Annotated in this window: 23 protein-coding genes; 11 read left to right on the forward strand and 12 right to left on the reverse strand. The window is 70.8% G+C overall.

What is annotated here, in order from left to right; translation table 11 throughout:
• Positions 1-53 precede the first annotated feature (53 nt).
• The 3 genes from ACZ5L9_RS01285 (at position 54) to ACZ5L9_RS01295 (ending at position 4,128) form a co-directional block, all read left to right on the forward strand.
• A complete protein-coding gene (locus ACZ5L9_RS01285; protein WP_464532711.1) occupies positions 54-641 on the forward strand; it encodes a M23 family metallopeptidase in 588 nt (195 codons plus the stop codon).
• 206 nt (positions 642-847) lie between these two features.
• The gene (locus ACZ5L9_RS01290) at positions 848-2,350 is read left to right on the forward strand and encodes an ABC transporter transmembrane domain-containing protein (RefSeq protein ID WP_464536780.1); all 1,503 of its coding nucleotides are present in this window, start codon (positions 848-850) and stop codon (positions 2,348-2,350) included.
• Positions 2,347-4,128, forward strand: coding sequence for an ABC transporter ATP-binding protein (locus tag ACZ5L9_RS01295; RefSeq protein ID WP_464532715.1), 1,782 nt, complete (start codon positions 2,347-2,349; stop codon positions 4,126-4,128). The genes ACZ5L9_RS01290 and ACZ5L9_RS01295 overlap by 4 nt, the downstream gene beginning before the upstream one ends.
• A gap of 18 nt (positions 4,129-4,146) precedes the next feature.
• Here ACZ5L9_RS01295 and cimA read toward each other — a convergent pair whose 3' ends face one another.
• Positions 4,147-5,715, reverse strand: coding sequence for a citramalate synthase (gene cimA, locus ACZ5L9_RS01300; RefSeq protein ID WP_464536782.1), 1,569 nt, complete (start codon positions 5,713-5,715; stop codon positions 4,147-4,149).
• Between the two features lie 671 nt (positions 5,716-6,386).
• On the opposite strand from cimA, the gene ACZ5L9_RS01305 reads away from it, so the two are divergent.
• Positions 6,387-7,646: an HNH endonuclease signature motif containing protein gene (locus tag ACZ5L9_RS01305; RefSeq protein ID WP_464532720.1), complete on the forward strand. Its 1,260-nt coding sequence runs from the start codon at positions 6,387-6,389 to the stop codon at positions 7,644-7,646.
• A gap of 77 nt (positions 7,647-7,723) precedes the next feature.
• Here ACZ5L9_RS01305 and ACZ5L9_RS01310 read toward each other — a convergent pair whose 3' ends face one another.
• Together ACZ5L9_RS01310 and ACZ5L9_RS01315 are read right to left on the reverse strand one after the other, a co-directional pair.
• Positions 7,724-8,488, reverse strand: coding sequence for a DUF6801 domain-containing protein (locus ACZ5L9_RS01310; RefSeq protein ID WP_464532724.1), 765 nt, complete (start codon positions 8,486-8,488; stop codon positions 7,724-7,726).
• Positions 8,489-8,654: 166 nt separating this feature from the next.
• Entirely contained in the window at positions 8,655-9,398 is a 744-nt protein-coding gene (locus ACZ5L9_RS01315) for a DUF6801 domain-containing protein (RefSeq protein ID WP_464532728.1), read from the reverse strand.
• Between the two features lie 118 nt (positions 9,399-9,516).
• Here ACZ5L9_RS01315 and ACZ5L9_RS01320 point away from each other — a divergent pair, with 118 nt between their 5' ends.
• A complete protein-coding gene (locus tag ACZ5L9_RS01320) occupies positions 9,517-9,945 on the forward strand; it encodes a CoA-binding protein (RefSeq protein ID WP_464532733.1) in 429 nt (142 codons plus the stop codon).
• Positions 9,946-9,955: 10 nt separating this feature from the next.
• Here ACZ5L9_RS01320 and ACZ5L9_RS01325 read toward each other — a convergent pair whose 3' ends face one another.
• The 7 genes from ACZ5L9_RS01325 to ACZ5L9_RS01355 form a co-directional block, all read right to left on the reverse strand.
• The gene (locus ACZ5L9_RS01325; RefSeq protein ID WP_464532737.1) at positions 9,956-10,873 is read right to left on the reverse strand and encodes a hypothetical protein; all 918 of its coding nucleotides are present in this window, start codon (positions 10,871-10,873) and stop codon (positions 9,956-9,958) included.
• Positions 10,874-10,949: 76 nt separating this feature from the next.
• Positions 10,950-11,468, reverse strand: a complete 519-nt coding sequence (gene purE / locus ACZ5L9_RS01330) for a 5-(carboxyamino)imidazole ribonucleotide mutase (RefSeq protein ID WP_464532741.1) — start codon at positions 11,466-11,468, stop codon at positions 10,950-10,952.
• Between the two features lie 2 nt (positions 11,469-11,470).
• Entirely contained in the window at positions 11,471-12,655 is a 1,185-nt protein-coding gene (locus tag ACZ5L9_RS01335) for a 5-(carboxyamino)imidazole ribonucleotide synthase (RefSeq protein WP_464532744.1), read from the reverse strand.
• Between the two features lie 46 nt (positions 12,656-12,701).
• On the reverse strand, positions 12,702-13,001 hold the full coding sequence (locus ACZ5L9_RS01340) for a winged helix-turn-helix domain-containing protein (RefSeq protein WP_464532748.1): 300 nt from the start codon (positions 12,999-13,001) through the stop codon (positions 12,702-12,704).
• Between the two features lie 138 nt (positions 13,002-13,139).
• Positions 13,140-14,087: an adenylate/guanylate cyclase domain-containing protein gene (locus ACZ5L9_RS01345; protein WP_464532751.1), complete on the reverse strand. Its 948-nt coding sequence runs from the start codon at positions 14,085-14,087 to the stop codon at positions 13,140-13,142.
• A 1-nt stretch (position 14,088) separates the two neighbouring features.
• Entirely contained in the window at positions 14,089-14,574 is a 486-nt protein-coding gene (locus ACZ5L9_RS01350; protein ID WP_464532754.1) for a PH domain-containing protein, read from the reverse strand.
• Positions 14,575-14,608: 34 nt separating this feature from the next.
• Entirely contained in the window at positions 14,609-15,406 is a 798-nt protein-coding gene (locus tag ACZ5L9_RS01355) for a biotin--[acetyl-CoA-carboxylase] ligase (protein WP_464532756.1), read from the reverse strand.
• 80 nt (positions 15,407-15,486) lie between these two features.
• On the opposite strand from ACZ5L9_RS01355, the gene ACZ5L9_RS01360 reads away from it, so the two are divergent.
• Together ACZ5L9_RS01360 and ACZ5L9_RS01365 are read left to right on the forward strand one after the other, a co-directional pair.
• Entirely contained in the window at positions 15,487-17,079 is a 1,593-nt protein-coding gene (locus tag ACZ5L9_RS01360; RefSeq protein ID WP_464536784.1) for an acyl-CoA carboxylase subunit beta, read from the forward strand.
• Positions 17,076-17,372 carry an acyl-CoA carboxylase subunit epsilon gene (locus tag ACZ5L9_RS01365; RefSeq protein WP_464532759.1) on the forward strand — a complete coding sequence of 99 codons (297 nt, stop codon included), beginning with the start codon at positions 17,076-17,078 and terminating at the stop codon, positions 17,370-17,372. Before ACZ5L9_RS01360 ends, ACZ5L9_RS01365 begins: the two co-directional genes overlap by 4 nt.
• Before the next feature lie 129 nt (positions 17,373-17,501).
• Here ACZ5L9_RS01365 and ACZ5L9_RS01370 read toward each other — a convergent pair whose 3' ends face one another.
• The gene (locus ACZ5L9_RS01370) at positions 17,502-18,677 is read right to left on the reverse strand and encodes an epoxide hydrolase family protein (RefSeq protein ID WP_464532762.1); all 1,176 of its coding nucleotides are present in this window, start codon (positions 18,675-18,677) and stop codon (positions 17,502-17,504) included.
• 83 nt (positions 18,678-18,760) lie between these two features.
• Here ACZ5L9_RS01370 and ACZ5L9_RS01375 point away from each other — a divergent pair, with 83 nt between their 5' ends.
• Genes ACZ5L9_RS01375 through ACZ5L9_RS01385 form a run of 3 tightly spaced genes read left to right on the forward strand, consistent with a single transcriptional unit; the run spans position 18,761 to position 22,545 of the window.
• The gene (locus ACZ5L9_RS01375; protein ID WP_464532765.1) at positions 18,761-19,738 is read left to right on the forward strand and encodes a helix-turn-helix transcriptional regulator; all 978 of its coding nucleotides are present in this window, start codon (positions 18,761-18,763) and stop codon (positions 19,736-19,738) included.
• A 29-nt stretch (positions 19,739-19,767) separates the two neighbouring features.
• On the forward strand, positions 19,768-21,438 hold the full coding sequence (locus ACZ5L9_RS01380) for a DUF885 domain-containing protein (protein WP_464532767.1): 1,671 nt from the start codon (positions 19,768-19,770) through the stop codon (positions 21,436-21,438).
• Between the two features lie 9 nt (positions 21,439-21,447).
• Complete coding sequence (locus ACZ5L9_RS01385; protein ID WP_464532769.1) at positions 21,448-22,545, forward strand: DNA glycosylase AlkZ-like family protein; 1,098 nt, start codon at positions 21,448-21,450, stop codon at positions 22,543-22,545.
• Between the two features lie 4 nt (positions 22,546-22,549).
• Here the strand turns inward: ACZ5L9_RS01385 and metG are convergent, their stop codons facing one another.
• A complete protein-coding gene (gene metG, locus ACZ5L9_RS01390) occupies positions 22,550-24,370 on the reverse strand; it encodes a methionine--tRNA ligase (protein ID WP_464532772.1) in 1,821 nt (606 codons plus the stop codon).
• A 181-nt stretch (positions 24,371-24,551) separates the two neighbouring features.
• On the opposite strand from metG, the gene ACZ5L9_RS01395 reads away from it, so the two are divergent.
• The gene (locus tag ACZ5L9_RS01395; RefSeq protein ID WP_464532775.1) at positions 24,552-25,430 is read left to right on the forward strand and encodes a hypothetical protein; all 879 of its coding nucleotides are present in this window, start codon (positions 24,552-24,554) and stop codon (positions 25,428-25,430) included.
• Positions 25,431-25,489 lie beyond the last annotated feature (59 nt).

Consider the following 25,489-nt stretch of genomic DNA (forward strand, 5'->3'; position numbering starts at 1 on the left):
GCGAACGGGCGAAGCGCCGCGAGGGTGCTCTTCGGCGGGTTAGGGTCGGGCGCATGTTTCTGCGTCGCCTGATGGTCATCCTGATCGCGCTGCTGCCGCTGCTCGCGCCGGCCGCCGCGCACGCGCATGTCGAGAAGCACCCGGATCCGCGCTGGCAGTTCTACACCTCGGACCACCACTGGTACCGCTCGGCGTGGTTCGTCGGCCAGCACCAGATCATGATCGGCTTCGGCTGCAACGCCTCGCCCTGGTACGACCACGACCCGTCCTGCCCGGGCACGGAGGGCTTCCACCACGGCATCGACGTCGCGATGCCGTGCGGAACCCTGCTGCGCGCCGGCCACGCGGGCCGGGTCCTCTCCCCCAGCACGCCCGGCACCCCGGGCGCTGCGTACGGCGTGAATCCGTTCCGGATCCGGATCAAGGGTCCCGGCGGGGCCGTGCACGACATCCTGATCGGGCACACCCGTACGGTCTACGTGAACCCCGGCGACCGCATCCGCCGTGGCCAGGTGATCGCCCGGGCGTCCGACTCGGGGGCTCCCGACGGCTGCCACCTGCACTTCGAGGTCCGTCCTCGCGGCGGCGGCTACACCACCGCGATCGACCCGAGCCGGTGGTTGAAGCTGCAGGTCGCGTAGAGCCCTTCGACCCGTCGGCGGGAGCCGACGACCCCGAGACCGGAGCATCGAGTTAGGCTTGCCTCACTCCTCGTCGCGCGCGAGTCCCTCTCTGATGCTTCAAGACCCTGGAGGTCGTCATCCCCAGCACCTCGCGGCGGGAGCCGCTGGTCGGGCTCATCCTGCGCCGGCAGCGGCCTCGGGTCGTCGGCGCCGCCCTCTGCCTGATCGGCCACCAGACGTGCGAGGCGCTCGTCCCGGTCGCGATCGGCATCGCGATCGACAACGCCGTCGTCAGCGGTCGGGTGCCGGTGCTGCTGCTCAGCCTGGTCGGGGTGGCGCTGCTCTTCGGCGTGCTCACCACGTGCTATCGCTGGTTCGCCCGCTTCGGGCAGGGCGCCGTGATCGACGAGGGCCACGTGCTGCGGACCGAGCTCGCCACGCGGCTCCTCGGCCCGGGCGCCGGCCGGCGCAAGCACGGCGAGGTGCTCACCATCGCCTCCTCGGACGCCGACCAGGCCGCGCGCAGCATCATCTGTCTTGCCGGCGTCGTGGGCGCCGGTGCGGCGCTCGTGGTGAGCTGCGGCGTGCTGCTCACCATCGACCTGCGCCTCGGCGCGGTCCTGATCGCGACGGCCGGCCTGGCCACCTTCGCCCTCAACGCGATCTCGCGGCCCATCTCGCGCCGCGTCGAGGAGCAGCAGGAGGGTCTGGCGAGCGCCTCGGCCGTCGCGGTGGACCTGATGGCGGGCCTGCGGGTGCTGCACGGGCTCGGCGCACAGGACGAGGCGGCGGCCCGATACCAGCGGGTCAGTCGCACGGCGGAGGTCGCCGGTGTCCGCGCCGGCGTCGCGAAGTCGATCGCCCAGGGCGCGACGGTCCTGGCCGGCACCATCGTGCTGGCCGTCTCGGTGACCCTCGCGGGGCTGCTCGCCCTGGACGGGCAGATCAGCGTCGGCGCCTTCGTGGCCGCCGTCGGCGCAGCGCAGTTCATCTCCGAGCCCCTGACCACGATCGGCCTCTACCTGCAGGTCGGCGCGGCCGCGAACGCCAGCGCCCGGCGGGTGCACGAGGTGCTGGCGGACGAGACTCCCACTCCCGGTGAGGCGACCGCGACGGGACCGCAGGACGGGCCCCGGCTCGACATCGCTCCCGGGGAGTTCGTCGGGATCGTCGCCGAGCACGGTGACCTGGAGCGGATCGCCGCCGCCGTGGCTGCCTCCGCCGGCGGCCGCGCCCACGTCGAGCCCCACCGGGTCGACCTCTTCGCCGGCTCGATCGAGGGGAACCTTTCGCTCGGCCGGGCCGCGGCCGATCCGTCCGATGCCTCCGCCGCCATCGATGCGGCGGGCGCACGCGAGTTCATCGACGCCCAGCCCGCCGGGCTGGCGGAGCGACTGCGCGAGCGGGGCCTGAGCCTCTCCGGCGGCCAGCGTCAACGGCTGGCGCTGGCCCGCGCGCTCCACGCCGACCGCGACGTGCTGGTGCTCGTCGACCCGACGACGGCCGTGGACTCGATGACGGAGAAGACCATCGCCGACGGCATCCGCGCGCTGCGGCACACCGACGACGGCGCGACCCGTACGACGGTCCTGCTCACCAGCAGCCCCGTCCTGCTCGCCCGGACCGACCGGGTGATCCTCGTGCCGAGCGACGGCGAGCCGACGTACGGCGCCCATCACGAGCTGCTCGGCACCGACGAGACCTACCGCCGGAGGGTGCTGGGATGAGCGACCTGTCAGCACCCGGCGCGCGACTCCCCCTGGCGACCGCGCGCGACGTCCGCCGTGCCATGTTCCGCTACCTCCGCGCCCAGCGGGTGCTCGTCGCCGCAACCGTCGTGCTGTCGGCGTCGGCGGCGCTCCTCGGCCTGGTCGCCCCATGGGCCATCGGCCTGGTCGTCGACGCGGTCCTGCGCGGGGACGAGAAGCGCGAGGTCGTGCGTCCCGCGGTGTGGGTCGCCGGTGCGGGTGTGCTCAGCGCGATCCTGACCACCGTCAGCGCCGTCCTGGTGGCCCGCGTCGGACAGCGGGTCCTGGCCCGGATGCGCGAGGACGTCGTCTCGTCCGTGCTCCGGCTGCCGCCGGGTCGCGTCGAGGAGGCCGGGCGGGGCGACCTCGCCAGCCGCGTCGGCGACGACGTGGGCGCGATCAGCGAGGTGATCACGACCCTCCTGGCGCCCTGGATCGCCGCTGCCCTCACCGTCCTTCTCACCCTCGTCGGCCTGGCCGCTCTGAACCCGTGGCTCGCGCTCGCCGGGTTGGCCTCGATCCCGGTCTACGTGCTCTCCCTGCGCTGGTACCTCCCCCGTGCCGCCCCGCGCTACAGCACCGAGCGGGCCGCCTTCGGCGATCGGGCCGAGGCGCTCGTGTCGGCGGTCGAGGGCCGCGCGACCCTGCACGCCTACGGTGCGGTGGACGGGCACGTCGCGACGATCGCGGAGAGCTCGGACCGGGCACGGGTCATCACGCGGGACGTGCTCTGGTTCGCCACCGCATGGGGCAAGTGGATGAACATTGCCGAGGCCGTCGGGCTCGGAGCGATCATCGCCGTCGGGTTCGGCCTGGTCTCGGCGGACGCGGCGACGGTCGGCGCGGTCACCGCGGCAGCGCTCTACTTCCACCGGCTGTTCAACCCGCTCGGCGTCATCATCTACAGCTTCGACCAGATCCAGTCGGCGGTGGCCAGCCTGCAGCGGATCATCGGCGTCGTCGACGCGGGGCGCGACCTCGCGACGCCCCCGCCGGCCGCCGCGCCGACCGGCGGGATCAGGGCACACCGGATCTCCCACCGCTACGGCGACCGGGAGATCCTGCACGACGTCTCCCTGGAGGTCCGTCCCGGCGAACAGGTCGCCCTGGTCGGCCCCAGCGGGGCAGGCAAGTCCACGCTCGCGGCCATCCTCGCCGGACTGACCGACCCGACCGCCGGGTCGGTGACGGTGGACGGCGTACCGATCCGGGAGTTCTCCCACACCCATCCGCGACCCGTGGTGCTGGCAGCTCAGGAGGTGCACGTCTTCGCCGGGTCACTGGCCGACGACGTCCGGCTCGGTCGCGCCGGCGCCGGCGACGACGAGGTCGCCGAGGCGCTCGCACTCGTCGGGGCTACGGCCTGGGTCGAGGCCCTCCCCGAGGGCCTGCACGCCGTGGTGGGCGAGCTCGGCCACGCGCTGACACCCGAACAGGTCGCTCAGCTGGCGCTCGCCCGCGCCGCCCTCGCCGCCCCGGGGGTGCTGCTTCTCGACGAGGCGACAGCGGAGTCGGGCAGCACCGGCGGCGCGCGTCTGGAGGGGGCGGCGGCCGCCGTGCTGGCCGGGCGCACCGGGATCGTGATCGCCCACCGCCTGCGGCAGGCCCAGACCGCCGACCGGGTCGTGGTGCTGGTGGACGGGCGGATCGCCGAGGAGGGTCCGCACGAGGAGCTGCTCGGGGCCGGCGGGGTCTACGCCGGGCTGTGGTCGGCGTACGACGCGGGACGCGACCAGGCCGGCCGTACGTCGGCGTGACCCGCCCGCGAGGCCGGGTCAGCCGCGGGCGCCCCGCCACAGGCCGAAGGTGAGACCGTCGACGAGCGCATCCCAGGAGGCCTCGATGACGTTCTCGCCGACGCCGACGGTGACCCACGAGGTCGTGCCGTCGGAGGTCTCGATGAGGACGCGGGTCTTCGCGTCGGTGCCGTGGCCGTCATCGAAGAGGCGGACCTTGTAGTCGATCAGCTCGAACCTCTCGACCACCGGGTAGGCCAGCACGATCGCGGCCCGCAGCGCCTGGTCGAGCGCGTTGACCGGGCCGTTGCCCTCGCGGGTGACGACGTAGCGCTGGCCCTCGGCGTGCAGCTTGACGGTGGCCTCGGTGGAGCCGTCGTCCTGGGAGATGACGCGCCACGACTCGAGATCGAAGTACGAGGGACGCTTGCCCTCGACCTCCTCGAGGAGAAGCAGCTCGAAGGAGGCGTCGGCCGCCTCGAAGGTGTAGCCGGCCGCCTCCCGCTCCTTGACCCGGTCGGTGACGCGGGTGACCAGCTCGCGGTCGGTGAGCTCGTAGCCGAGCTCCTTGCCCTTGAGCTCGATGCTCGCGCGCCCGGCCATGTCGGAGACCAGCAGGCGCATGTCGTTGCCGACGCCGGCCGGGTCCATGTGCTGGTACAGGTCGGGGTCGACCTTGATCGCGGAGGCGTGCAGGCCCGCCTTGTGGGTGAAGGCGCTGGCGCCGACGTACGGCTGGCGGGTCGCCGGCGGGAAGTTGGTCACCTCCGCGATGGCGTGGGCCGTACGGGTGGCCTCGGCCAGGAGGCCCTCCGGGAGGACCTGGCGGTCGAGCTTGAGCTGGAGGTTGGCGACGACCGCGATCAGGTCGGCGTTGCCGGTCCGCTCGCCGTACCCGTTGATCGTGCCCTGCACGTGGGTGGCACCGGCCTCGACGGCGGCAAGCGTGTTCGCGACCGCGCAGCCGGTGTCGTTGTGGCAGTGGATGCCGACTCGGACGCCGGTCGTGTCGATGACGTCGGTGACCACGTCGGTCAGCCAGGTCGGCAGCATGCCGCCGTTGGTGTCGCACAGCGCCGCGACCTCGGCGCCCGCCTCGAACGCGGTGCGCAGGACCTCGAGGGCGTACGCCCGGTTGGCGCGGTAGCCGTCGAAGAAGTGCTCCGCGTCCAGGAACACACGGAGACCCTCGTGCGTCAGGTGGGCGACGGTGTCGCGGACCATCGCGAGGTTCTCCTCGAGCGTGGTCTTCAGAGCCAGCTCGACGTGCCGGTCGTGGCTCTTGGCGACGAGGGTCACGACGCTCGCGCCGGAGTCGCGCAGCGCGGCGACCATCGGGTCGTCGGCGGCCTTCAGGCCCGCACGCCGCGTCGAGCCGAAGGCGGCGAGCTTGGCGTGCTTGAGGTCGAGCTCCGTCAGCGCGCGCTTGAAGAACTCCGTGTCCTTGGGGTTGGCACCCGGCCAGCCACCCTCGATGAACCCGACGCCGAAGCCGTCCAGCTGGCGCGCGATGGCCAGCTTGTCCCCCACGGAGAGGTTGAGACCCTCCTGCTGCGCGCCGTCGCGCAGGGTGGTGTCGTAGACGTGGAACGAGCCCTGGAGATCCATCGTGGTCACTTCTGTCTATCGGTCGTCATGCGGTCGGTGATCGTGCTCGGGCAATAAAAAAACCTCTCGGGAACGAGAGGTTGGCGCATCGTGTCCCCTACTGCCGGGGTCGCGATGCGCTAGCGAATGATGATGACGCTGATTGCCACGGTCGACATCCTGCCACACCTCTGTTCTCTGTCTGCCGGGAACCGACATCCGGACCCTCGGGCACGGGTGCCGGTGGTTGAGGTGCGAGCGAAGCGAGCCTCGAAACCACCGCAATCGCTATGCCGTGATGTCTTGAACTCGACCACACGCATGGTGGTCCGACGGTGCTGTGCTCCGCGCTGGGACGGTGCCAAGACACTGTGCTGGCACCCGCTGTACCACGCTTCTCTCGTTCGTCTTCGTGATCGCCAGCAGGCCCTACAGGCGCAACCCGTCCACCGGCGGTTGCCGGTGGGTGGCTTGCGTACCGGTGGCGACGGTTCCAGCCAGAGATTTCAAGGGAAGAACGGCACCGCGGGTGCCGGTCGAGTGTCTTGGCACAGCAGGTGCCGAGAGCACAGTTCCGTCGGGCCACTAGCCCCGTGGCACGGAACAAGGACCAGAGAAGATGTTCGAAAAGAAGTCTCTGGACAGGTCCGATGAGGCCCAAAACTGTCGGTCCCTGTCCGTAGATTCGAACCATGACCACCGCACCGATCCAGGATCTCGACCGGGACACCCCGGCCGGACTCCTGGATGCGATGCGACGCGACCGCGAGGACGCCCGCCAAGCCGAGATCCGGCTCATGCTCGACGCCCTCGCGTGGGCCGACCTGCACTCGACCGACTCCTTGGACCGGGCGATGACGGTGCCCGGCACCGACCACGAGCTCGCGATCGCCGGCGAAGGGGCGCCGCTGGTGGCCGAGTTCGCCGTCGCCGAGCTCGCCACCGCCCTGGGACGCTCCGCCGACTCAACCCGCCTGTGGCTCGGCACCGTCCTGGAACTGCGCTACCGACTGCCACTCGTGTGGGCGAGGATGGTGTCGGGACCGTTGGAGCCGTACAAGGCCCGCCAGATCGCCTCCCAGACCCTCGCCCTGTCTCCGGACGCGGCAGCCTGGGTGGATGCCCAGGTGGCACCGGTCGCGCACAAGATCGGGATCGTGCGCCTCGAACGCATGGTCACCGAGGCGATCCGACGTTTCGACCCCGAAGAAGCAAAGGCCCGGGAGGTCGCCGCGGCCGAGCACCGCCACGTCACCATCCACGACCGTGACGTGGTCGGAGGCTGTGTCGGAGTCAGCGCGAGCCTGGACGCAGTCGACGCCCGCGACTTCGAGACCGCGATCGCCCGCGCCGCGCACGCCCTGCTGTTGGCAGGCTCGGAGGAGTCGTTGGACGTGCGGCGGGCGTTGGCGGTGGGTGAGATCGCGCGACGCGAGCTCGGACTCGACCTCACCACCGGCGGATCAGCCGCGACCCTGTACGTCCACCTGAACGCGGTCGAGCCGGAGATCACTCGCGTCGAGCACGGCTCCGGCGACTACGTGGTCGGGATCGAGCGGCTCCGCACCTGGCTCTCCCGGCCTGGCACCACCGTCTCGATCCGGCCGGTCATCGACCTCAACACCGAGATCGCCTCGTCGGGCTACCAGCCCTCAGCGACCCTGCGGGAGCAGATCGTGTTGCGCAACCCCATCTGCGTGTTCCCGCACTGCACCCGCAGCGCCCGCTCGGCCGATCTGGACCACATCGACCCCTACGAACACGGCAGCACCACCAACTCGGCGAACCTGGCACCCCTGTGCCGGCTCCACCATCGGGTCAAGACCCATGCCGGCTGGAGCTACACCCAGCTGAGCCCCGGCGAGTTCCTCTGGAGATCACCCCACCACCAGCACTTCCACGTCGACCCCACCGGCACCACCCCACTCGAGCGACCAGACGTGGGCCCATGAGCCACAGGGAAATACGCGAGACGCGGCACCCCTGTCGGGATGCCGCGCCTCGGTGATGCGTCAGATGACGGCGGGCGTCACTTGGAGAGCGACGCGACCTTCGTCTTGTCGGCCTTGACCGTCTTGGTGAGCTTGGCGACCTTCTTCTTCAGGACGACCTTCTTGTGGCCCTTGGCCTTCTTCAGAGCCTTCTTGGCCGCGGCCAGGGACTTGGTGTCCTTGGCGAGCTTGGCCTGAGCGGCCTTCAGGGCCGGCGAGGCGCCCGTGGTGCCGCCCGTCGACGACTTGGTCACATTGACCGACGGGAGCGCCAGGTCAGTGCTCGTCGCGGTGCAATTGATGCTGAGGCCACCGAGAACGCCACTGACAGCAGCGGGGAGCTTGACGGCCTGCATGCCGACGGCGCTCGGCGTGAAGCCAGCCAGCGTGCCGGACGCGTTGAGTGTGGCGTCCTTGGTGCCATCGGTGATCTTCGTCCCCTCGGGGATGGTGATCGAGGACGCGACGCTCTGCGAGCCGAAGGCGACGTTCCCGTTGAGAGTCCCGCTGATGGCACCACCGAATCCGACGACGATGATGTTGGCAACGTCAGCAGGAAGCGTGACCTTGGCGGTGATGGCCTTGCCCGGCACCTTGGTGCCGGCCGGGATCGACGCAGGAAGGGCCGGGATCGAGTACTCCGCGGAGACAGCCTTGGTGCCGAAGCCAGGGATGTCGCAGTTATAGGCGACCGACTTGGTGACATCGGCAGCGTTGGCCGCAACACCGGAGGCGGCAACGAGACCGGTGGCGGAGATCGCCGCGGCGGCGCCGAAGGCGGCGAACTTCTTAGCGAAAGACATGAATGGGTTCCCTCCTGATTGCCCGTGCCTGTGAGAAGACACCGCACCCGAGACAGGGTGCGCTACCGAAGAGTAACGGACTGAGACGGGCGTCACTCAACTAACGCGTAAGGCGCGGCACCCCTTTCGGGATGCCGCGCCTTACCGACACGTCAGACGAGGAGCGTCACGACAGCTTCTTGACCTTCTTCTGGTCGGCCTTGACAGCCTTCGTGAGCTTGACGACCTTCTTCTTCAGGACGACCTTCTTGTGGCCCGAGGCCTTCTTCATCGCCTTCTTGGCCGATGCAAGGGCCTTCTTGTCCTTGGCCAGCTTGGCCTTCGCGGCCTTCAGCGCCGGCGACTCACCCACCTTCACGGTGCCGAGGGAGAGGTTGCTGCCGGCCGCTGCCGTGCACTGCACCGTCACGGCGTTGTTCTGGAACTTCGCGGTCACAGCAGCCGGGAGCTTGATGGCCTGCGTGCCGACAGCGCTCGGAGTGAAGGCAGCGAGCCTGCCCGAAGCGTTCACCGTCGCCGGGGCCGTTGCGTCGGTGATGGTCTGGCTCGGGATGGTGAGCGACGAGCCGACCTTCTGCGCGCCGACAGTGAAGTTCCCGGCGACGCTACCGTCGATCTTTCCCCCGAAGCCGCCGACGATCAGGGCGGACACAGCGGTCGGCAGCGTGATCTTGGCCGTGATGGCCTTCGCCGGGACGGCCTTGCCCTTGGTGAGCGTGCTCGGCATGGCGGGGATGCTGTACGCGGCCGTCACCGGCTGCGTGCCCTGGCCGAGACCGCTCAGGTCGCAGTTGTAGGTCACCGACTTGGTGACATTGGCTGCCTGAGCCGTGCCGGTGGCAGCGACGAGGCCGGTGGCGGAGATCGCCGCAGCGGCGCCGAGTGCGGCGAACTTCTTGGTAAGAGACATGTAGCTTTCCTCCTGATCGCGCGTCTCCTTCGAGATCGCGCCCCGATATACAGGTTCTCCAGGAGCGTACGCGACCGTGTGATGCCGCTCACTTCTCTTCGCGGATACCCTGGGCTTCATGAGCCGATGGGCCGATCCGGGCGATGTGAGCTTCCTGCTCGACGAGACCGAGACGTGGGCCGTGGTGGGGCTGTCGGGTGATCCGACGAGGACCGCGTACGGCATCGCCCAGCTGCTGCAGGCGCGCGGCAAGCGGATCGTCCCGATCCACGCCGCCGCCGCGTCCGGGGATCTGACGGTGCTCGACGAGAAGGCCTATCCGACGCTTGCGGACGTGCCGTTCCCGATCGACGTGGTCGACGTCTTTCGCCGCTCGGAGGCGGCCGGGCAGTTCGCCGACGAGGCCGTCGAGGTGGGCGCGAAGGGCGTGTGGTTCCAGCTCGGCGTGATCGACGAGGACGCCTACGAGCGGGCGACGGCAGCCGGCGTGCGGATGGTGATGGACACCTGCCCCGCGATCGAGTGGCGCAACCGGGCCTCTGCCTGAGGACAGCAGCTCAGCCGACGACCCGCAGCGTGAGCCGCCGGACGATGCCGTCGGCACGCACGACGAGGCGATGGCGGCCGGGTCGCAGCAGCGCCAGCCGGACGGTCGCAGCGCGGCGTGACAGCCGGGCCTGACCGACGGAACGGCCACCGCACAGCACCCGCACCACACCGCCCGAGGGCACACTGCCCGAGGGCACGCCGCCGACGAGCCTCACCCGGACGCGGGCGTGCCGCCCGGCGAGGACGACCCGATTCACCAGCCGGGCCTCGAGGACCGGATCGCTCGGGCCGCCGGAGGTGCTGGTGCCGCCGTGCGGCGGCGGCTCGGCCGTGTGGATGGTGGTGTCCGTGACCGCGGGGCCGACCAGCACCGTGCCGAGGACGTCGGACCCGGCGTCATCGAGGACGCACGAGAGCGAGCCGAGCAGTCCCGAGACGATCGGGAGGACGAGGGTCGCGGGCGCGGTGATCGGGAGCTCCTGCCCCACCTCGGCATCCGCCGGCAGCCCGAACGAGCCGACCGTGAGCTGCCCGTTCGCCCCGAGCACCCCCGGCGCGCTGAGCGTCTCGCCCACCTCGAGGACGAGCGAGCTGGTCCCGAAGACCACGCTCAGCCCGAGCGTGGTGAGCTCGCCGATCAACGCCGTCAGGCCGGTGCTCGCGGTGAGGGCTCGGACGGTGCTGCCGATCGGCACCGTCTCCGCCTGCAGGGCGTCGATGTGCAGCGGCAGGGAGCCCAGCGACAGCAGGCCGAGGTCGACGGAGCAGCTGTAGTCGACGCCCACCGCGTCCGTGACGGCCTGCGTGAGACGCGAGACCGGGTCGGCCGCAGCCGTCGGCGGCGCGGCCGTCGCGGGGGCAGCCACGAGCACGCCGCTCAGCGCGAGCGCGCCGAGTGGTGCGACGATGCGGTTCCAGACCCCCATACGGGTCCGGTCGGCCCGCCATGTGCGGCCCTGAGCAGGGTCCCGGGTTTCCTGACCGAACGGTCAGGTGTCGCGATCAGCGCTCCCCGCGGACGACCTTGCCCTTCTCCCGCGCCATCGCCGAGAGGGACTCCTGGTAGTCGACCAGCTTCGCCTGCAGTGCCGCGTCGCCGGTGGCGATGATGCGAGCCGCGAGGATGCCGGCGTTCTTGGCGTTGCCGATCGCCACCGTGGCCACCGGGATGCCGGCCGGCATCTGCACGATGGAGAGCAGCGAGTCCATGCCGTCGAGGTACTTCAGCGGCACCGGGACCCCGATGACCGGCAGCGGGGTGACGGCGGCGAGCATGCCGGGCAGGTGGGCCGCTCCCCCGGCACCGGCGATGATCACCGACAGGCCGCGCTCGTGCGCATGCTGGCCGTACTCGATCATCTCGATCGGCATCCGGTGCGCCGAGACCACGTCGGCCTCGTACGCGACACCGAACTCCTCCAGGATCTCCGCCGCCGCCTTCATCGTGGGCCAGTCGGAGTCCGACCCCATCACGATGCCGACCTTCGGCGTTGCGTCAGGCCCGCTCACCGGATTGCTCATGCTCACTCGCTCTCGTTGCCCAGGTCGCCACGGAACCACGCGGCGGCGTGCCGCGCGCGCTCGAGACAGTCGTCGAGGTCCTCGCCGTACGTGTTGACGTGGCCGACCTTGCGGCCAGGGCGCAGCTCCTTGCCGTACAGGTGCACCCGCAGGTGCGGGTCGCGCGCCATCGCATGCGGGAAGCCGTCGTACAGACGGCCGACGTTCGCCCCGGCCGGATCCTCGGGGGCGCCGAGGATGTTGACCATCACCGACCAGCGCTGGCGCGGGGCGGGCGAGCCGAGCGGGAGGTCCATCACCGCGCGCAGGTGGTTCTCGAACTGCGAGGTCACGGCGCCGTCCTGCGTCCAGTGACCGGTGTTGTGCGGGCGCATCGCGAGCTCGTTCACCAGCACGGCCGGCCGACCCTCGTCGTCGACGGTCTCGAAAAGCTCGACCGCGAGGATGCCGGTGACGCCGAGCTCACCGGCGATCCGCAGCGCGAGCGCCTGCGCCTCGCCCGCGAGCGCGTCGGCGAGGTCGGGCGCCGGAGCGATCACCTCGTGGCAGATGCCGTCGAGCTGGGTGGTCTGCACGACGGGGTACGCGGCGGCCTGGCCCGAGGGCGAGCGGGCCACGATCGCGGAGAGCTCACGGCGGAAGTCGACGAGCTCCTCGGCCAGGATCCGCACGCCCGTACGCGCGGCGACCTCGAACGGCTCGGCCGCGTCCTGTGCGGACCGGACGACCCAGACGCCCTTGCCGTCGTAGCCGCCGCGCGTCGTCTTCAGCACGCACGGGAAGCCGAACGCCTCCACGTCGGCGACCGAGGTGACGATCGCGTTGCGCGGGCAGGGCACGCCCATCTCGCCGAGGCGGGCCCGCATGAGGCCCTTGTCCTGCGCGTAGACGAGCGCCTCGGGGCCGGGCCGCACCGCGACGCCGGCCGCCTCGAGGGCATGGAGGTGCTCGGTCGGCACGTGCTCGTGGTCGAACGTCACGGCGGCACAGCCGGCCGTGACCGCCCGCAGCGTGTCGAGGTCCTTGTAGTCGCCGACCATCTGGTCGGGGATGACCTGTGCCGCCGACACCCCTTCCGCCTCGGCCAGGAGACGCAGCGGCAGGCCGAGCGCGATCGCGGGCTGCGCCATCATCCGGGCGAGCTGACCGCCTCCGATGACAGCGAGGGTGGGAGCGAGTTCCGGCACGGGTCGAGCCTAGGAGGAACCACGGCCCGCCAGGAACTCGGCACCGTCATTCGGTCTCGAAACGCAGACCCTTGCCCCGGATCGTGGTGATGAGGTGCGGGCGGCGGGTGTCGTCGCCGAGCTTGCGCCGGACCCAGCCCAGGTGCACGTCGATCGTCTTGGACGACGTCCAGAAGTTGGCGTGCCACACATCGCGCATCAGCTCGTCGCGAGTGACGATGTCGCCGGCTCGCGCGGCAAGGGCGTGGACGAGATCGAACTCCTTGCGGGAGAACGTGATCTCCTGGTCGCCACGCCATGCGCGACGGTCGACGGGGTCTAGACGAACGTCTTGAACATTGATCACGCCATCACGGTACGAAATGTAAAGCCCTTGACCAAGTGACTGACCCTTTGTTGCCTCTGGCACTTTGATGCCATCGCTCAGGTTCGATCCTGACGGTCGTCAAGCACGTCCGGCGGAGCCGCCGTCATGAGAGCGCGTTCAGTTGCGACGGACCGCGACCGGCTCGACGATCCCGAAGCCACGCACCGGCCGGGCGGGCAGGCGCCGGGTCTCGAACTGGTCGTCGGGCAGCAGCGCAGCGGTGGTCTCGTCGATGATGATCCGGTTCTTGCGGGCGACGGCGGTGAGCCGCGCGGCCATGTTCACCGGCGGGCCGTAGACGTCGCCGAGGCGAGCCACGACGGATCCGGTGGCCAGGCCGACGCGTACGTCGGGCATCCTCGGGTCGCGCCCGATCACGTTGATGATCCCCTCGGCGGTGTCGTACGCCCGGATGGGCTCGTCGTTGACGAAGAGGACCGAGTCGCCCAGTGACTTGATGATCCGGCCGCGGTTGACCGCGACCACGTCCGCACAGCGCGACTCGAAGAGCTCGACCAGGTCGCCGATCTTCTGCTCGGTCAGCGTGTTGGACAGCGCGGTGAACTGCACGATGTCGGCGAAGCCGATCGAGAGCTGGGTGGTGCCGAGCTCGCCGGAGGATGCGGCCTCGAGACGCGCGACGGCGGCGCCCATGTGGCGGCGCCACACGTAGAGCATCAGCTCCTCGAACGTCTCGTTGAAGTCGACCATCGTCTGCGTCGCCGACTCGAGCGCGCCGGCTCCGTGGGCGACGTCGGGCCGGGTCTCCGCCTGGTGCACGAGTGCGGCGATCTCCCAGTCGGACAGCCGGGCCATGGTCTGGCCGAGGCCGCGGGTCAGGTTGACGAGCAGGTCGAGGTCGAGGGTCGAGCCCACGCTCTCGTTGAGCCGGCGCAGCGCCGCGACGTCGTTGGCCCCGAAGATCGCCTCGTCGCCGACCTCGGGGAAGCCGAGGGCGCGCCACAGCCGCTTGGCCTGGTCGAACGGCACACCGGCGCGCTCGGCCACCGCCGCTGCGGTGAGCGTGCCGGCCTCGGGGTCGTTGCCCGGGTAGAGCGGGGACATGTCAGTGCTCGGCGTCGGCGCTGTGCAACAGGTCGTTGATGCGGCGCTGGACCTGCTCGACGTGCGGGATGTCGGGGAGCGTGACCTCCCCGTCGGTGCTGGCGTCGCTGATCTTGAGCGTGCCGCAGCCGAGCATCCGGTCGATCAGGCCCATCTCGTACTCGACGTCGCTGATCCGGCTCAACGGGATGTCGTGGCCCTTGCGGGTGAACACGCCGTGGCGGGTGATCAGCCGGCGGGTGGTGACCGTGTACGAGGAGGCGAGCCATTGCAGCACCCGGGCGACGACGAACCACAGGATCGCGATCACGATCAGGACCCACAGCACCACGTGCGCCGGGTGCCAGTCGAGGAGCACCTGACCCACCACGCCGATGGCGAGGAGGATCACGAGCAGCGACAGCGGTCCGAGGAGCACCTTGGGGTGGGTGCGGGTGCTGACGACGACGTGCTCGCCGTCGTTCAGCAGCTTCGAGGAGATGGCCACGCGGCCCAATATCCCACGCCGCATCCCGTCCCGATCACGCGAAAGGCCGCAAGTGGACGATGTCGCCCGCGCCGACCGCCTGCTCCGTGCCGTCCGCACCGGTGATCAGCAGTCGTCCGAACCGGTCGATCCCGGTCGCGGTGCCGGCCAGCGCGCTGCCGCCGGGCAGCTCGGCGCGCACCCGCACGCCGAGCGTGGCGCTGAGGCTCGCGTAGTCGGCGGCCAGGCGGTCGGGGTCGTCGGCGAGCAGCCGGTACGCCACCCCGATCTCCTCCAGGAGGGTGACGAGGACGGCGGTCCGGTCGATCTCGACCCCGCGCTCGATCCACAGCGAGGTGGCGGTCGGGATCGGCAGCTCGTCGGGCGTGAGCGAGGTGTTGATGCCGATGCCGAGGACGGCGGCCGGCCCGGAGGGGGTCTCGATCCGCTCGACGAGGATCCCGCACACCTTCTTCAGGTCGGGGCCGAGCAGGACGTCGTTGGGCCACTTGAGCCGGCCCTCGACCGTGCGGGCGACCGCGACGCCGGCCATCAACGGCAGCCACGGCCAGCGCTCCGCCGGCAGGTCGGGCCGCAGCAGGATCGAGGAGGCGAGCGCAGCACGCGGCGGCATCTCCCAGACCCGGTCGAGCCGGCCCCGACCCGCGAACTGGTGCTCGGTGGTGATCACCAGCCCCTCGGCCTCGTCGGCGCGGGCGCGGTCGGCGCACACCGCGTTGGTCGACGGCGTCTCAGGCAGCACCTCGACCCGCCACGTCGGCGCCAGCGCCGCCAACCGGTCGGCGTCGAGTGCACCCCGGAGTGACGGTCGTCTCATTCCATCCGCGCTCATGAGGACTAGGGTGTCGCACGCACTTGTAGCCGACCCACCCAGGGAGCCAGTACGTGAGCGCGCAGCCCGCCGACAACGCGATCGAGCCCGATCTCCACACCACTGCCGGGAAGCTCGCCGATCTCGAGCACCGGCTCGACGAGGCCGTGCACGCGGGCTCGGCGAAGGCGGTCGAGAAGCAGCACGCCCGTGGTCGCAAGACGGCCCGCGAGCGGATCGAGATGCTGTTCGACGAGGGCACGTTCGTCGAGATCGACGAGCTGGCGCGGCACCGCTCCACCGCCTTCGGCCTGGAGAAGAACCGCCCGTACGGCGATGGCGTCGTCACCGGCTACGGCACCGTGAACGGCCGCCAGGTCTGCGTCTTCTCCCAGGACTTCACCGTCTTCGGCGGCGCGCTGGGCGAGGTCTACGGCGAGAAGATCTGCAAGATCATGGACCTGGCCGTCAAGACCGGCTCCCCGATCGTCGGCATCAACGAGGGCGCGGGCGCCCGCATCCAGGAGGGCGTCGTCTCGCTGGGTCTCTACGGCGAGATCTTCAAGCGCAACGTGCACGCCTCGGGCGTCATCCCGCAGATCTCGCTGATCATGGGCAACTGCGCGGGCGGCCACGTCTACTCGCCCGCCGTCACCGACTTCACCGTGATGGTCGACCAGACCTCGGCGATGTTCATCACCGGCCCCGACGTGATCAAGACCGTCACCGGCGAGGAGATCTCGATGGAGGACCTGGGCGGCGCCCGGGCCCACAACACCAAGTCGGGTGCCGCGCACTACATGGCGCACGACGAGGAGGATGCCATCGAGTACGTCAAGGCGCTGCTCGACCACCTGCCGCAGAACAATCTGGACGAGCTGCCGGTCTACGAGACCGTGGCCGACCTCGAGCCGTCCGACGAGGACCGCGCGCTCGACACGTTCATCCCGGACAGCCCGAACCAGCCGTACGACATCCACACCGTCATCGAGACCGTCCTGGACGACGCCGAGTTCGTCGAGGTCCACCCGCTCTTCGCACCCAACATCGTGGTCGGCTTCGGCCGCATCGAGGGCTCGCCGGTCGGCGTCGTGGCCAACCAGCCGATGCAGTTCGCCGGCTGCCTCGACATCGACGCCTCGGAGAAGGCCGCCCGCTTCGTGCGGACCTGCGACGCCTTCAACATCCCGGTGCTGACCTTCGTCGACACCCCGGGCTTCCTGCCGGGCTCCGACCAGGAGCACACGGGCATCATCCGCCGCGGCGCGAAGCTCATCTACGCCTACGCCGAGGCCACCGTCCCGCTGGTCACCGTCATCACCCGCAAGGCGTTCGGTGGCGCGTACGACGTGATGGGCTCCAAGCACCTCGGCGCCGACATCAACCTGTCGTGGCCCACCGGCCAGATCGCGGTGATGGGCTCCCAGGGCGCCGCGAACATCATCCACCGTCGCGAGCTGAACACCCTCAAGGAGCAGGGCGCCTCCCCCGAGCAGGTCGAGGCGCGTCGCGCCGAGCTGATCGACGAGTACGAGACCACGCTGGCCAACCCGTACATCGCCGCCGAGCGCGGCTACGTGGACGGCGTGATCCTGCCGCACGAGACCCGCGCCGAGGTCGTGAAGGCGCTGCGCCTGCTCAAGACCAAGCGGGCCAGCCTGCCGGCCAAGAAGCACGGGAACATCCCGCTGTGACCGCCCAGGAAGACGCGAAGCGGATTCCGTCGGGCGGGCAGGTCGAGCAAGCCCCGCGACCGACGGAGGAGGTCGCGACGGGCGCGTCGAGACCTGTCCTCACGGTGATCGACGCGCACGCCACCCCCGAGGAGGTGGCGGCGATCGTCACCGTGCTCGCCGCGCTCGGCGGCGGGACGCCGGCGCCCAAGCCGGCGCGCTCCCAGTGGGCGCATCCGGGTCGCGGCATGCGCGGCACGTTCGTGGCCGGTTCGGCTCATGGCGGCTGGCGCGCGAGCGCACTCCCCCGCTGACTCGGCCCTCCGACACGCTCGACGCGGCCCTCCGACACGCTCGACTCGGCCCTCCGGCATCGCCGGAGGGCCGCGTCGTTGGTGCGCGAGGGCCGAGTCGGCCGTGCGCGAGGGCCGAGTCGGCCGTGGTCAGCCGAAGAAGCGCCGCAGGTCGCCGACGATCTCGTCCGGGACCTCCAGCGCGGCGTAGTGTCCGCCCCGCTCGAACTCCGACCAGTGCACGATGTTCGCGTTGTCCCGCTCGGCGAAGGCCCGGATGGTCTGGAAGTCGTCGGCGAAGACCGCCACGCCCAGGCGACCGGTGCTGACCACCGGCTCGGCGCCGGCACGCTGCTCCTCGTAGTGGTAGCGCACCGCGCTGGCCATCGTGTTGGTCAGCCAGTAGAGCGTGACCTGCTCGAGCACCTGCTCGGCGGTCACCAGCGAGGTGCCGTTGCCGAAGCTCTCGAAGAGCTCGCTGTACGCCAGCCACCCGACCGGCGAGTCCGAGACCGCGGCGGCGATCGTCTGCGGGCGGCTGCCGTTCATCGCGTTGTAGCCGCCGACCGACTGGAACCACTGCATGTGCGCCAGAGCGGCGTACTCCTTCGCGCCGAACCCGTCCATCTCCCCGGGCGCACCGGTCGGGAAGGAGAAGAGCTGCAGCACGTGCGCGCCGAGGAAGCCCTCGGGATCGAGCACGGCGAGCTCGCGACCGATCATGGCGCCGCCGTCGCTGCCGTGGATGCCGTACGAGTCGTAGCCGAGGCGACGCATCAGGGCGTCGTACGTCCGCGCCACCCGCGCCATCGTCCAGGCACCGTCGGCGACCGGGGTGGAGAAGCCGAAGCCCGGCATCGACGGGATCACCACGTCGAACGCGTCCTCGGCCCGTCCGCCGTGCGCCACCGGGTCGGTGAGCGGGCCGATCAGCGGCAGGAGCTCCAGGAACGAGCCGGGGTAGGCGTGGGCCAACAGCAGCGGCGTCGCGCCCGGCTCGCTGGAGCGGACGTGCACGAAGTGCACCCGCTGACCGTCGACGTCGGTGGTGAACTGCGGGAACGCGTTGGCCCGGGTCTCGACCGCGCGCCAGTCGAAGGACTGCCAGCGCTCGACCATGTCGCGCAGGTAGGCGGTCGGGGTGCCGTACGCCCACGCGTCGCCGGGGGCGGCCGGGGCGAAGCGGGTGCGGGCCAGGCGGTCGCGCAGGTCGTCGAGGTCGGCCTGCGGGATGTCGATGGTGAAGGGAGCGATCGCGCTGCCCTGGCTGGTCTGGGTCTGGCTGGTCTGGGTCTGGCTGGTCTGGGTCGGGGTCTGGGTGCTCATCGGGTCCTCCGGTGCGGTGGTTTCGCTGTCAGAACCACCGTAGGAACAGATCAGGAAAGTTACGTTCCGCTATTCTCGGCCACATGCGAGAGACTTCGGCTCGGCTGCTGCAGCTGCTCGGGCTGCTCCAGGCACAGCCCGACTGGAGCGGGGCCGACCTCGCCACCCGCCTGCGGGTCACCGATCGGACCGTGCGCAACGACATCGCGCGGCTGCGTGAGCTCGGCTACCCGGTCGACGCCGTCCGCGGCCCCGGTGGGCGCTACCGGCTCGGCGTCGGCGCCAAGATGCCCCCGCTCCTGCTCGACGACGAAGAGGCGGTCGCCGTCGCCGTCGGACTTCAGGCCGCGACCGGCGTCAGCGGATTCGAGGAGAGCGGCGCTCGCGCGCTGGCCAAGCTGCAGCTGGTCCTGCCCGACCGGCTGCGGCGCCGGCTCGAGTCCCTGCGGGCCGCCACCAGCAGCGGCCCGAACACCGACGGCCGCTTCCCCGACCGGCCGGTCGACCCGCGGCTCCTCGCCGAGCTGGCCGACGCGATCCGCGACCATCAGGGCCTGCGCGCCTACTACCGCGACGAGCCGGTCGAGCTCGAGCCCTATCGGCTGGTGGCCTGGCAGCGGCGGTGGTACCTCGTGGCCCATCAGCCCGACACGGGGACCTGGGGCCCCTACCGGGTCGACTGGCTGCAGCTGCGCACCCCCGGCGGGCGGCGGTTCGCGCCGCGTGAGCCGCCCGAGGACATGACCGAGCTCGTGGTGCGCGAGGTCGCTCGTACGGGCTGGGCGGTGCATGCCCGGCTCGTGATCCAGGCCCCGGCCGAGGAGGTGCTCGCCCGGATCAACCCGGCCGTCGGCACCGTCGAGCCGGTGGACGTGACACGCAGCGTGCTCGTCACCGGCGGCGACAGCCTGGAGACGGTGGCCATCTGGATCAGCATGCTCGGCCTCGACTTCCAGGTCGAGTCGCCCGCCGAGCTCCGTGAGCACCTGGGGGTGCTGGCCGAGCGTTACGGACGAGCCGCCGGCGGCGCTCCGTCGCCGGGGTCTCGATACGCTCGCTAGCGCTCGCTACTCGACCAACGGAGGCCTGCATGACCCGCGACGTGGACGCCCGGACCGACCAGTACGTCGAGGACTACGCGCGGCTCGACCCGATCACCGCGACGATGGCCGGCATCCCCGGGTACGAGGGCCGGCTGCCGGACCTGTCGCCGGACGGCTTCGAGGCGCTCGAGGAGCTCAACCGGACCGCGGTGCGGGAGGTCGGCGCGCTGACCGCCTCCGATGCACGCGAGGGCGTGGCCCGCGACGCCTTCCTCGAGCGGGTCGGCCTGATGGTCGCGCGCGCCGAGGCCGGCATCGACCGCAGCGAGGTCTCGGTCATCTCCAGCGCCGCGCACGGCCTCCGCGAGGTCTTCGACGTCATGCCCACCGGAACCATCGACGACTGGACGGCCATCGGCGACCGGCTCGCCGCCGTGCCGGCGGCACTCGCGGGCTATCGCGCCACCCTCGCCGCCGAGGCCGGGGCCGGGCGCGTCTCCGCCCGTCGCCAGTACGCCGAGGTCGCCGCCCAGATCCGCGGCTGGACGGGCCAGGAGGGCCGAGCCGGCGACTACTTCGCCAACCTCGTCACCGCCGCACCGGACGACCTCCGCGGCTCCCTCGCCGACGCGGCCGCCCAGGCGTCGGCGGCCTATGCCGAGCTCGGCCGGTTCGTCGAGTCCGACCTGCTTCCCCGCGGACGCGAGCGTGACGGCGTCGGCCGTGAGCACTACGCACTGGCCTCGCGCTACTTCCTGGGCGCGGAGATCGACCTCGAGGAGACCTACGCCTGGGGCTGGCAGGAGCTGGCCCGGATCGAGGCGGACATGGCCACCACCGCCACGCGGATCGTGCCGGGCGGCTCGGTCGACGATGCCGTGGCCGCGCTCGACGCCGACCCGGCCCGCGACCTGGGCAGCCGCGAGGCGTTCCGGGCCTGGATGCAGCAGCGCGCCGACCAGATCGTCGCGAGCTTCGACGGCGTCCACTTCGACATCGCCGAGCAGATCAGGCGGATCGACTGCAAGGTGGCGCCGATCAACGACGGCGGCGCCTGGTACATCCCGCCGACCGAGGACTTCTCCCGTCCCGGCACGATGTGGTTCTCCTTCACCGACGACCACCGCGTCTACTCCACCTGGCGGGAGACCACGACCGTCTTCCACGAGGGTGTGCCGGGCCACCACCTCCAGTGCGCGCAGGCGGTGCACCGCGCCGACCTGCTCAACCGCTGGCAGCGACTGCTCTGCTGGGTCAGCGGTCACGGCGAGGGGTGGGCGCTCTACGCCGAGCGGCTGATGGACGAGCTGGGCTACTTCGCCGACCCCGGCGACCGGCTCGGCTTCCTCGACATGCAGGGCTTCCGCGCGGCACGCGTGATCGTCGACATCGGCGTCCACCTCGGCCTGGAGGTGCCGGCCGACAACCCGTTCGGCTGGCGGGCCGGCGCGGTGTGGGACGCCGACCTCGTCCACGAGTTCATGCGCGCCCACTCCCGGATGGACGAGGGCTCGCTGCGCTTCGAGGTGAACCGCTACCTCGGCTGGCCGGGCCAGGCGCCGTCGTACAAGGTCGGCGAGCGGATCTGGCTCGAGGCGCGTGCCGAGGCGCAGACCCGGCTCGGCCCGGCCTTCGACCTCAAGGCCTTCCACACCGCCGCGCTCGACCTCGGGTCGCTGGGCCTGGACCCGCTCAGGGCCGCGCTCGGCAGGCTCTGACGGGTTCCGATGCACGCCTCGCCGATCAAGCTGAGTCGCCAGGACGCGCGGCGGATCGCGGTCCGGGCGCAGCTGCTCGACGGCGAACGCCCGGTCTCACTGGTCGGCGTGGTCGACCAGCTCACCGCCATCCAGATCGACCCGACGACCGCCATCGTGCGCAGCGCCGACCTGGTCGCCTGGTCGCGGCTGGGGGCCGCGTACGAACCCTCCGACCTGGTCTTCGCCCTGGAGACCGAGCGCTCGCTCGTCGAGCACGTGACGTTCATCCGGACCATGGACGACATCGGGATCCATCTGGCCGTGGCGGACGAGTGGGTCAACCCGGGCACCACGGACTGGGTCACGGCGAACCCGCGGTTCCGCGAGCGCCTGCTCGCACAGCTGCGGGACGAGGGGCCGGTCGCGGCGACCGCACTCCCCAACGACCCCGAGGTGTCGTACGCCTCGACAGGCTGGAACGACGACAAGAACGCCGGTCGCATGCTCGAGGTCCTCTGCCTGCGCGGGGAGGTCGCGGTGGCCGGTCGACAGGGCCGGACCCGGCTCTGGGACCTGGCCGAACGCGTGTATCCCCTCGACCTGTACCGGCCCGAGCCGGCCGAGGCGCGACGGATCCGGGACGAGCGCCGGCTCGCGTCCCTCGGCATCGCGCGCGTCAAGCCGCTGCGCTCTCCGGCCGAGCCGTCGCCGATCGGCGAGATCGGGCTGGCCGCGGTGGTCGAGGGCGTACCTGGCGAGTGGCGGGTCGACCCGGACGCGCACGCCGCGCTCGAGGCGCCGTTCCAGGGCCGAGCGGCGCTGCTCTCGCCCTTCGACCGCCTGGTCTACGACCGTGACCGGGCCCTCGACCTGTTCGCCTTCGAGTACGTGCTGGAGATGTACAAGCCAGCCGCTCAGCGTCGTTGGGGCTACTTCGCGCTGCCCATCCTCGTCGGTGATCGGCTGGTCGGGAAGCTCGACGCCAAGGCGGATCGCAAGGCCGGCGTGCTCCGCGTCAACGCCGTCCACGAGGACTTCCCGTGGACGGCGTCGATCGGCGACGCTGTCGAGGCGGAGATCGACGGGCTGGCCGCGTGGCTCGGTCTCGAGCTCGGCCGGTCCTGAGCGGTCAGCCGAGGCGGGCGAGCTCCTCGTCGATCACCGCGGTGTCGAGCTTGGTGAAGATCGGCGTGGGCTTGGCGACCGGGGTGCCGACCTTGATCGGGTGACGCTCCCAGGTGGGGGCGCCGGCGTAGTCGCCGGTGATGATCGGGTAGGAGCGCTCGGCCACGTCGAGGTCGGTGACCTCCTCGATGCGGGGCAGCGGCGCGATCTCGCCGGAACCGCCGAGCGCCTGGTCGACGGCGTTGGCCGAGAACGGCAGGAACGGCGCCAGGATCAGGTTGAGGTCGGCGACGCACTGGGCGGCCACATGGAGGATCGTCGCCGCGCGCTCGCGCGCCGCGGTGTCGTCGGCGACCTTGACCAGCTTCCAGGGCTCGAGGTCCGCGAGGTACTTGTTGACCTCGCCGACGGTCCGCATCGCCTCGCTAATCGCGGCCTTCTGGCGGTGCGTGGCGATGAGGTCGCCGACCGTGTCGAAAGCGGTCTCGACGGCGGCCAGGACGGCCTGGTCCTCGGGCTGGAGGTCACCAGCGACCGGGATCTCGCCGAAGTTGGCGGCGATGAGGTTGGCGGTGCGGTTCACCAGGTTGCCCCAGCCCGCGACCAGCTCGTCGTTCGTACGGCGGACGAACTCGGCCCAGGTGAAGTCCGAGTCGTTGGTCTCCGGCCCGGCGACCGCGACGTAGTAGCGGAACGCGTCGGCCTGGTAGCGGGTGAGCAGGTCGCGGACGTAGATCACGATCTTCTTGGAGGAGGAGAACTTCTTGCCCTCCATCGTGAGGTACTCCGAGGAGACCACCTCGGTGGGCAGGTTCATCACGCCGTACGTGCGCGGCGTGCCGCCCTTGGCGCCCTTGCCCGCATACGCGAGCAGCTCGGCCGGCCAGATCTGGCTGTGGAAGGTGATGTTGTCCTTGCCCATGAAGTAGTAGCTCAGGGCTTCGGGATCGTTCCACCAGTCGCGCCAGGCCTCGGCGTTGCCGGAGCGGCGGGCCCACTCGATGGAGGCGGACAGGTAGCCGATCACCGCGTCGAACCAGACGTAGAGCTTCTTGGTGGGGTTCTCCCGCCAGCCGTCGAGCGGGACGGCGATACCCCAGTCGATGTCGCGCGTCATCGCGCGCGGGCGGATCTCCTTGAGGATGTTCTGCGAGAAGCGGATGACGTTGGGGCGCCACAGACCGGTCGCCTCGCGCTCGTCGAGCCACTCCTTCAGCGCGTCGGCCAGCGCCGGCAGGTCGAGGAAGAAGTGCTGGGTCTCGATGAACTGCGGCGTCTCGCCGTTGATCTTGGAGACCGGGTTGATCAGGTCCTGCGGGTCGAGCTGGTTGCCGCAGTTGTCGCACTGGTCGCCGCGTGCGCCGTCGGCTCCGCAGATCGGGCAGGTGCCCTCGATGTAGCGGTCCGGCAGGGTGCGGCCGGTCGACGGGGAGATGGCGCCGTGCGAGGTCTGCTCGACGAAGTAGCCGTTCTCGTACACGCCGAGGAACAGCTCCTGGACGACGGCGTGGTGGTTGGCCGTGGTCGTGCGCGTGTAGAGGTCGTAGGAGAGACCCAGCGAGACCAGGTCCTCGGCGATGAGCCGGTGGTTGTGGTCGACCAGCTCCTGCGCGGTCATCCCGGCCTCGTCGGCGGCGATCAGGATCGGCGTGCCGTGCTCGTCGGACCCGGAGACCATGAGGACGTCGTGGCCCGCCATCCGCATGTAGCGGCTGAAGACGTCGGACGGAACGCCGAAGCCGGCGACGTGACCGATGTGGCGCGGACCATTGGCGTAGGGCCAGGCGACGGCGCTCAGCACCTTGCGGGAGGGGGACGTGCTCATGGGACGTAAGCCTAATGACGACGCGGAGTTCTCCTCCATTCGCCCGCGAACGGCGACCGACCCGGGTAGGCCACCCGCGTGTGACCGATCGGCCATTTATCTGTGATGGCGGCCACAGCATCGACGATCTGGCCTAGCGTCCGGAGGACCACACATGTGCAGTTCTGGGGAGGAAACACACATGAACGTCAAGACGCGACGGCTCCTCGCCGTCACCGTGACCAGCGCCCTCGTCGCCACGCCCACGCTCGCCTTCGGCGGCTCGGCGCAGGCCAGTACGCCCGCCTCAGCCGGGCTGCTCAGCGGCGTGACCAGCACCCTGGGCGGGCTGCTCGGCGGCTCCAGCAGCGCGACCTCGAGCGCTGCCACCAACCCGCTCGACGTGCTCACCGACGTGATCACCACGGTGCTCGGCACGGTCGGCGGCACGACCGGTGGGGGCAGTACGACCGACCCGACCCAGCTGATCACCGGCCTCGTCAACGGCCTGACCGAGCCGCTCCTCAGCGGCGACCCGACCGAGCTGGTCACCGGGCTGGTCGACCAGCTCTCCAGCCTGCTCGGTGCCGACCAGTCCGACGTGACCGATGTGCTCGGCTCGCTCTCGGCGGGCGACCTCCAGTCGATCGCCCAGGGCTTGCTCGATGCCCTGCCGATCGGTCAGCTGTTCTCAGCCACGGGTGGTCTGATCCCGGCGCCGATCCAGGCGCTGCTCAACCAGACCAGCACGCCCCACCCCACGGACACCGCGGGCCTGATCGCCGCCCTGACCTCCTTCTACAAGAAGCAGGGCGAGACCAACCCGGACGATGCCGCGACCAAGGCGCTGCCGAAGAGCGCGCTCGAGGCGCTGCTCCTGGCGCTGAAGAAGCCGGCCACGACCACCACCACGACGACCACGACCACGGCGTCGTCGACCGCCTGCACCCACGCCTCCGCTCAGGTGAAGAAGCTGCAGAAGCAGGTCAGGATGGCCAAGAGGAAGCACCAGAAGGCCAAGGCGAAGCACCTCGCCAAGCGCCTCGCCAAGGCCCGCCGGGCCAAGGCGCACGCCTGCTGATCGCGGGTGCCGTAGCTACGCGACGAGGGGCGCTCACCGATCGGTGAGCGCCCCTCGTG

It is taken from the genome of Nocardioides sp. JCM 18998, from assembly GCF_055391535.1.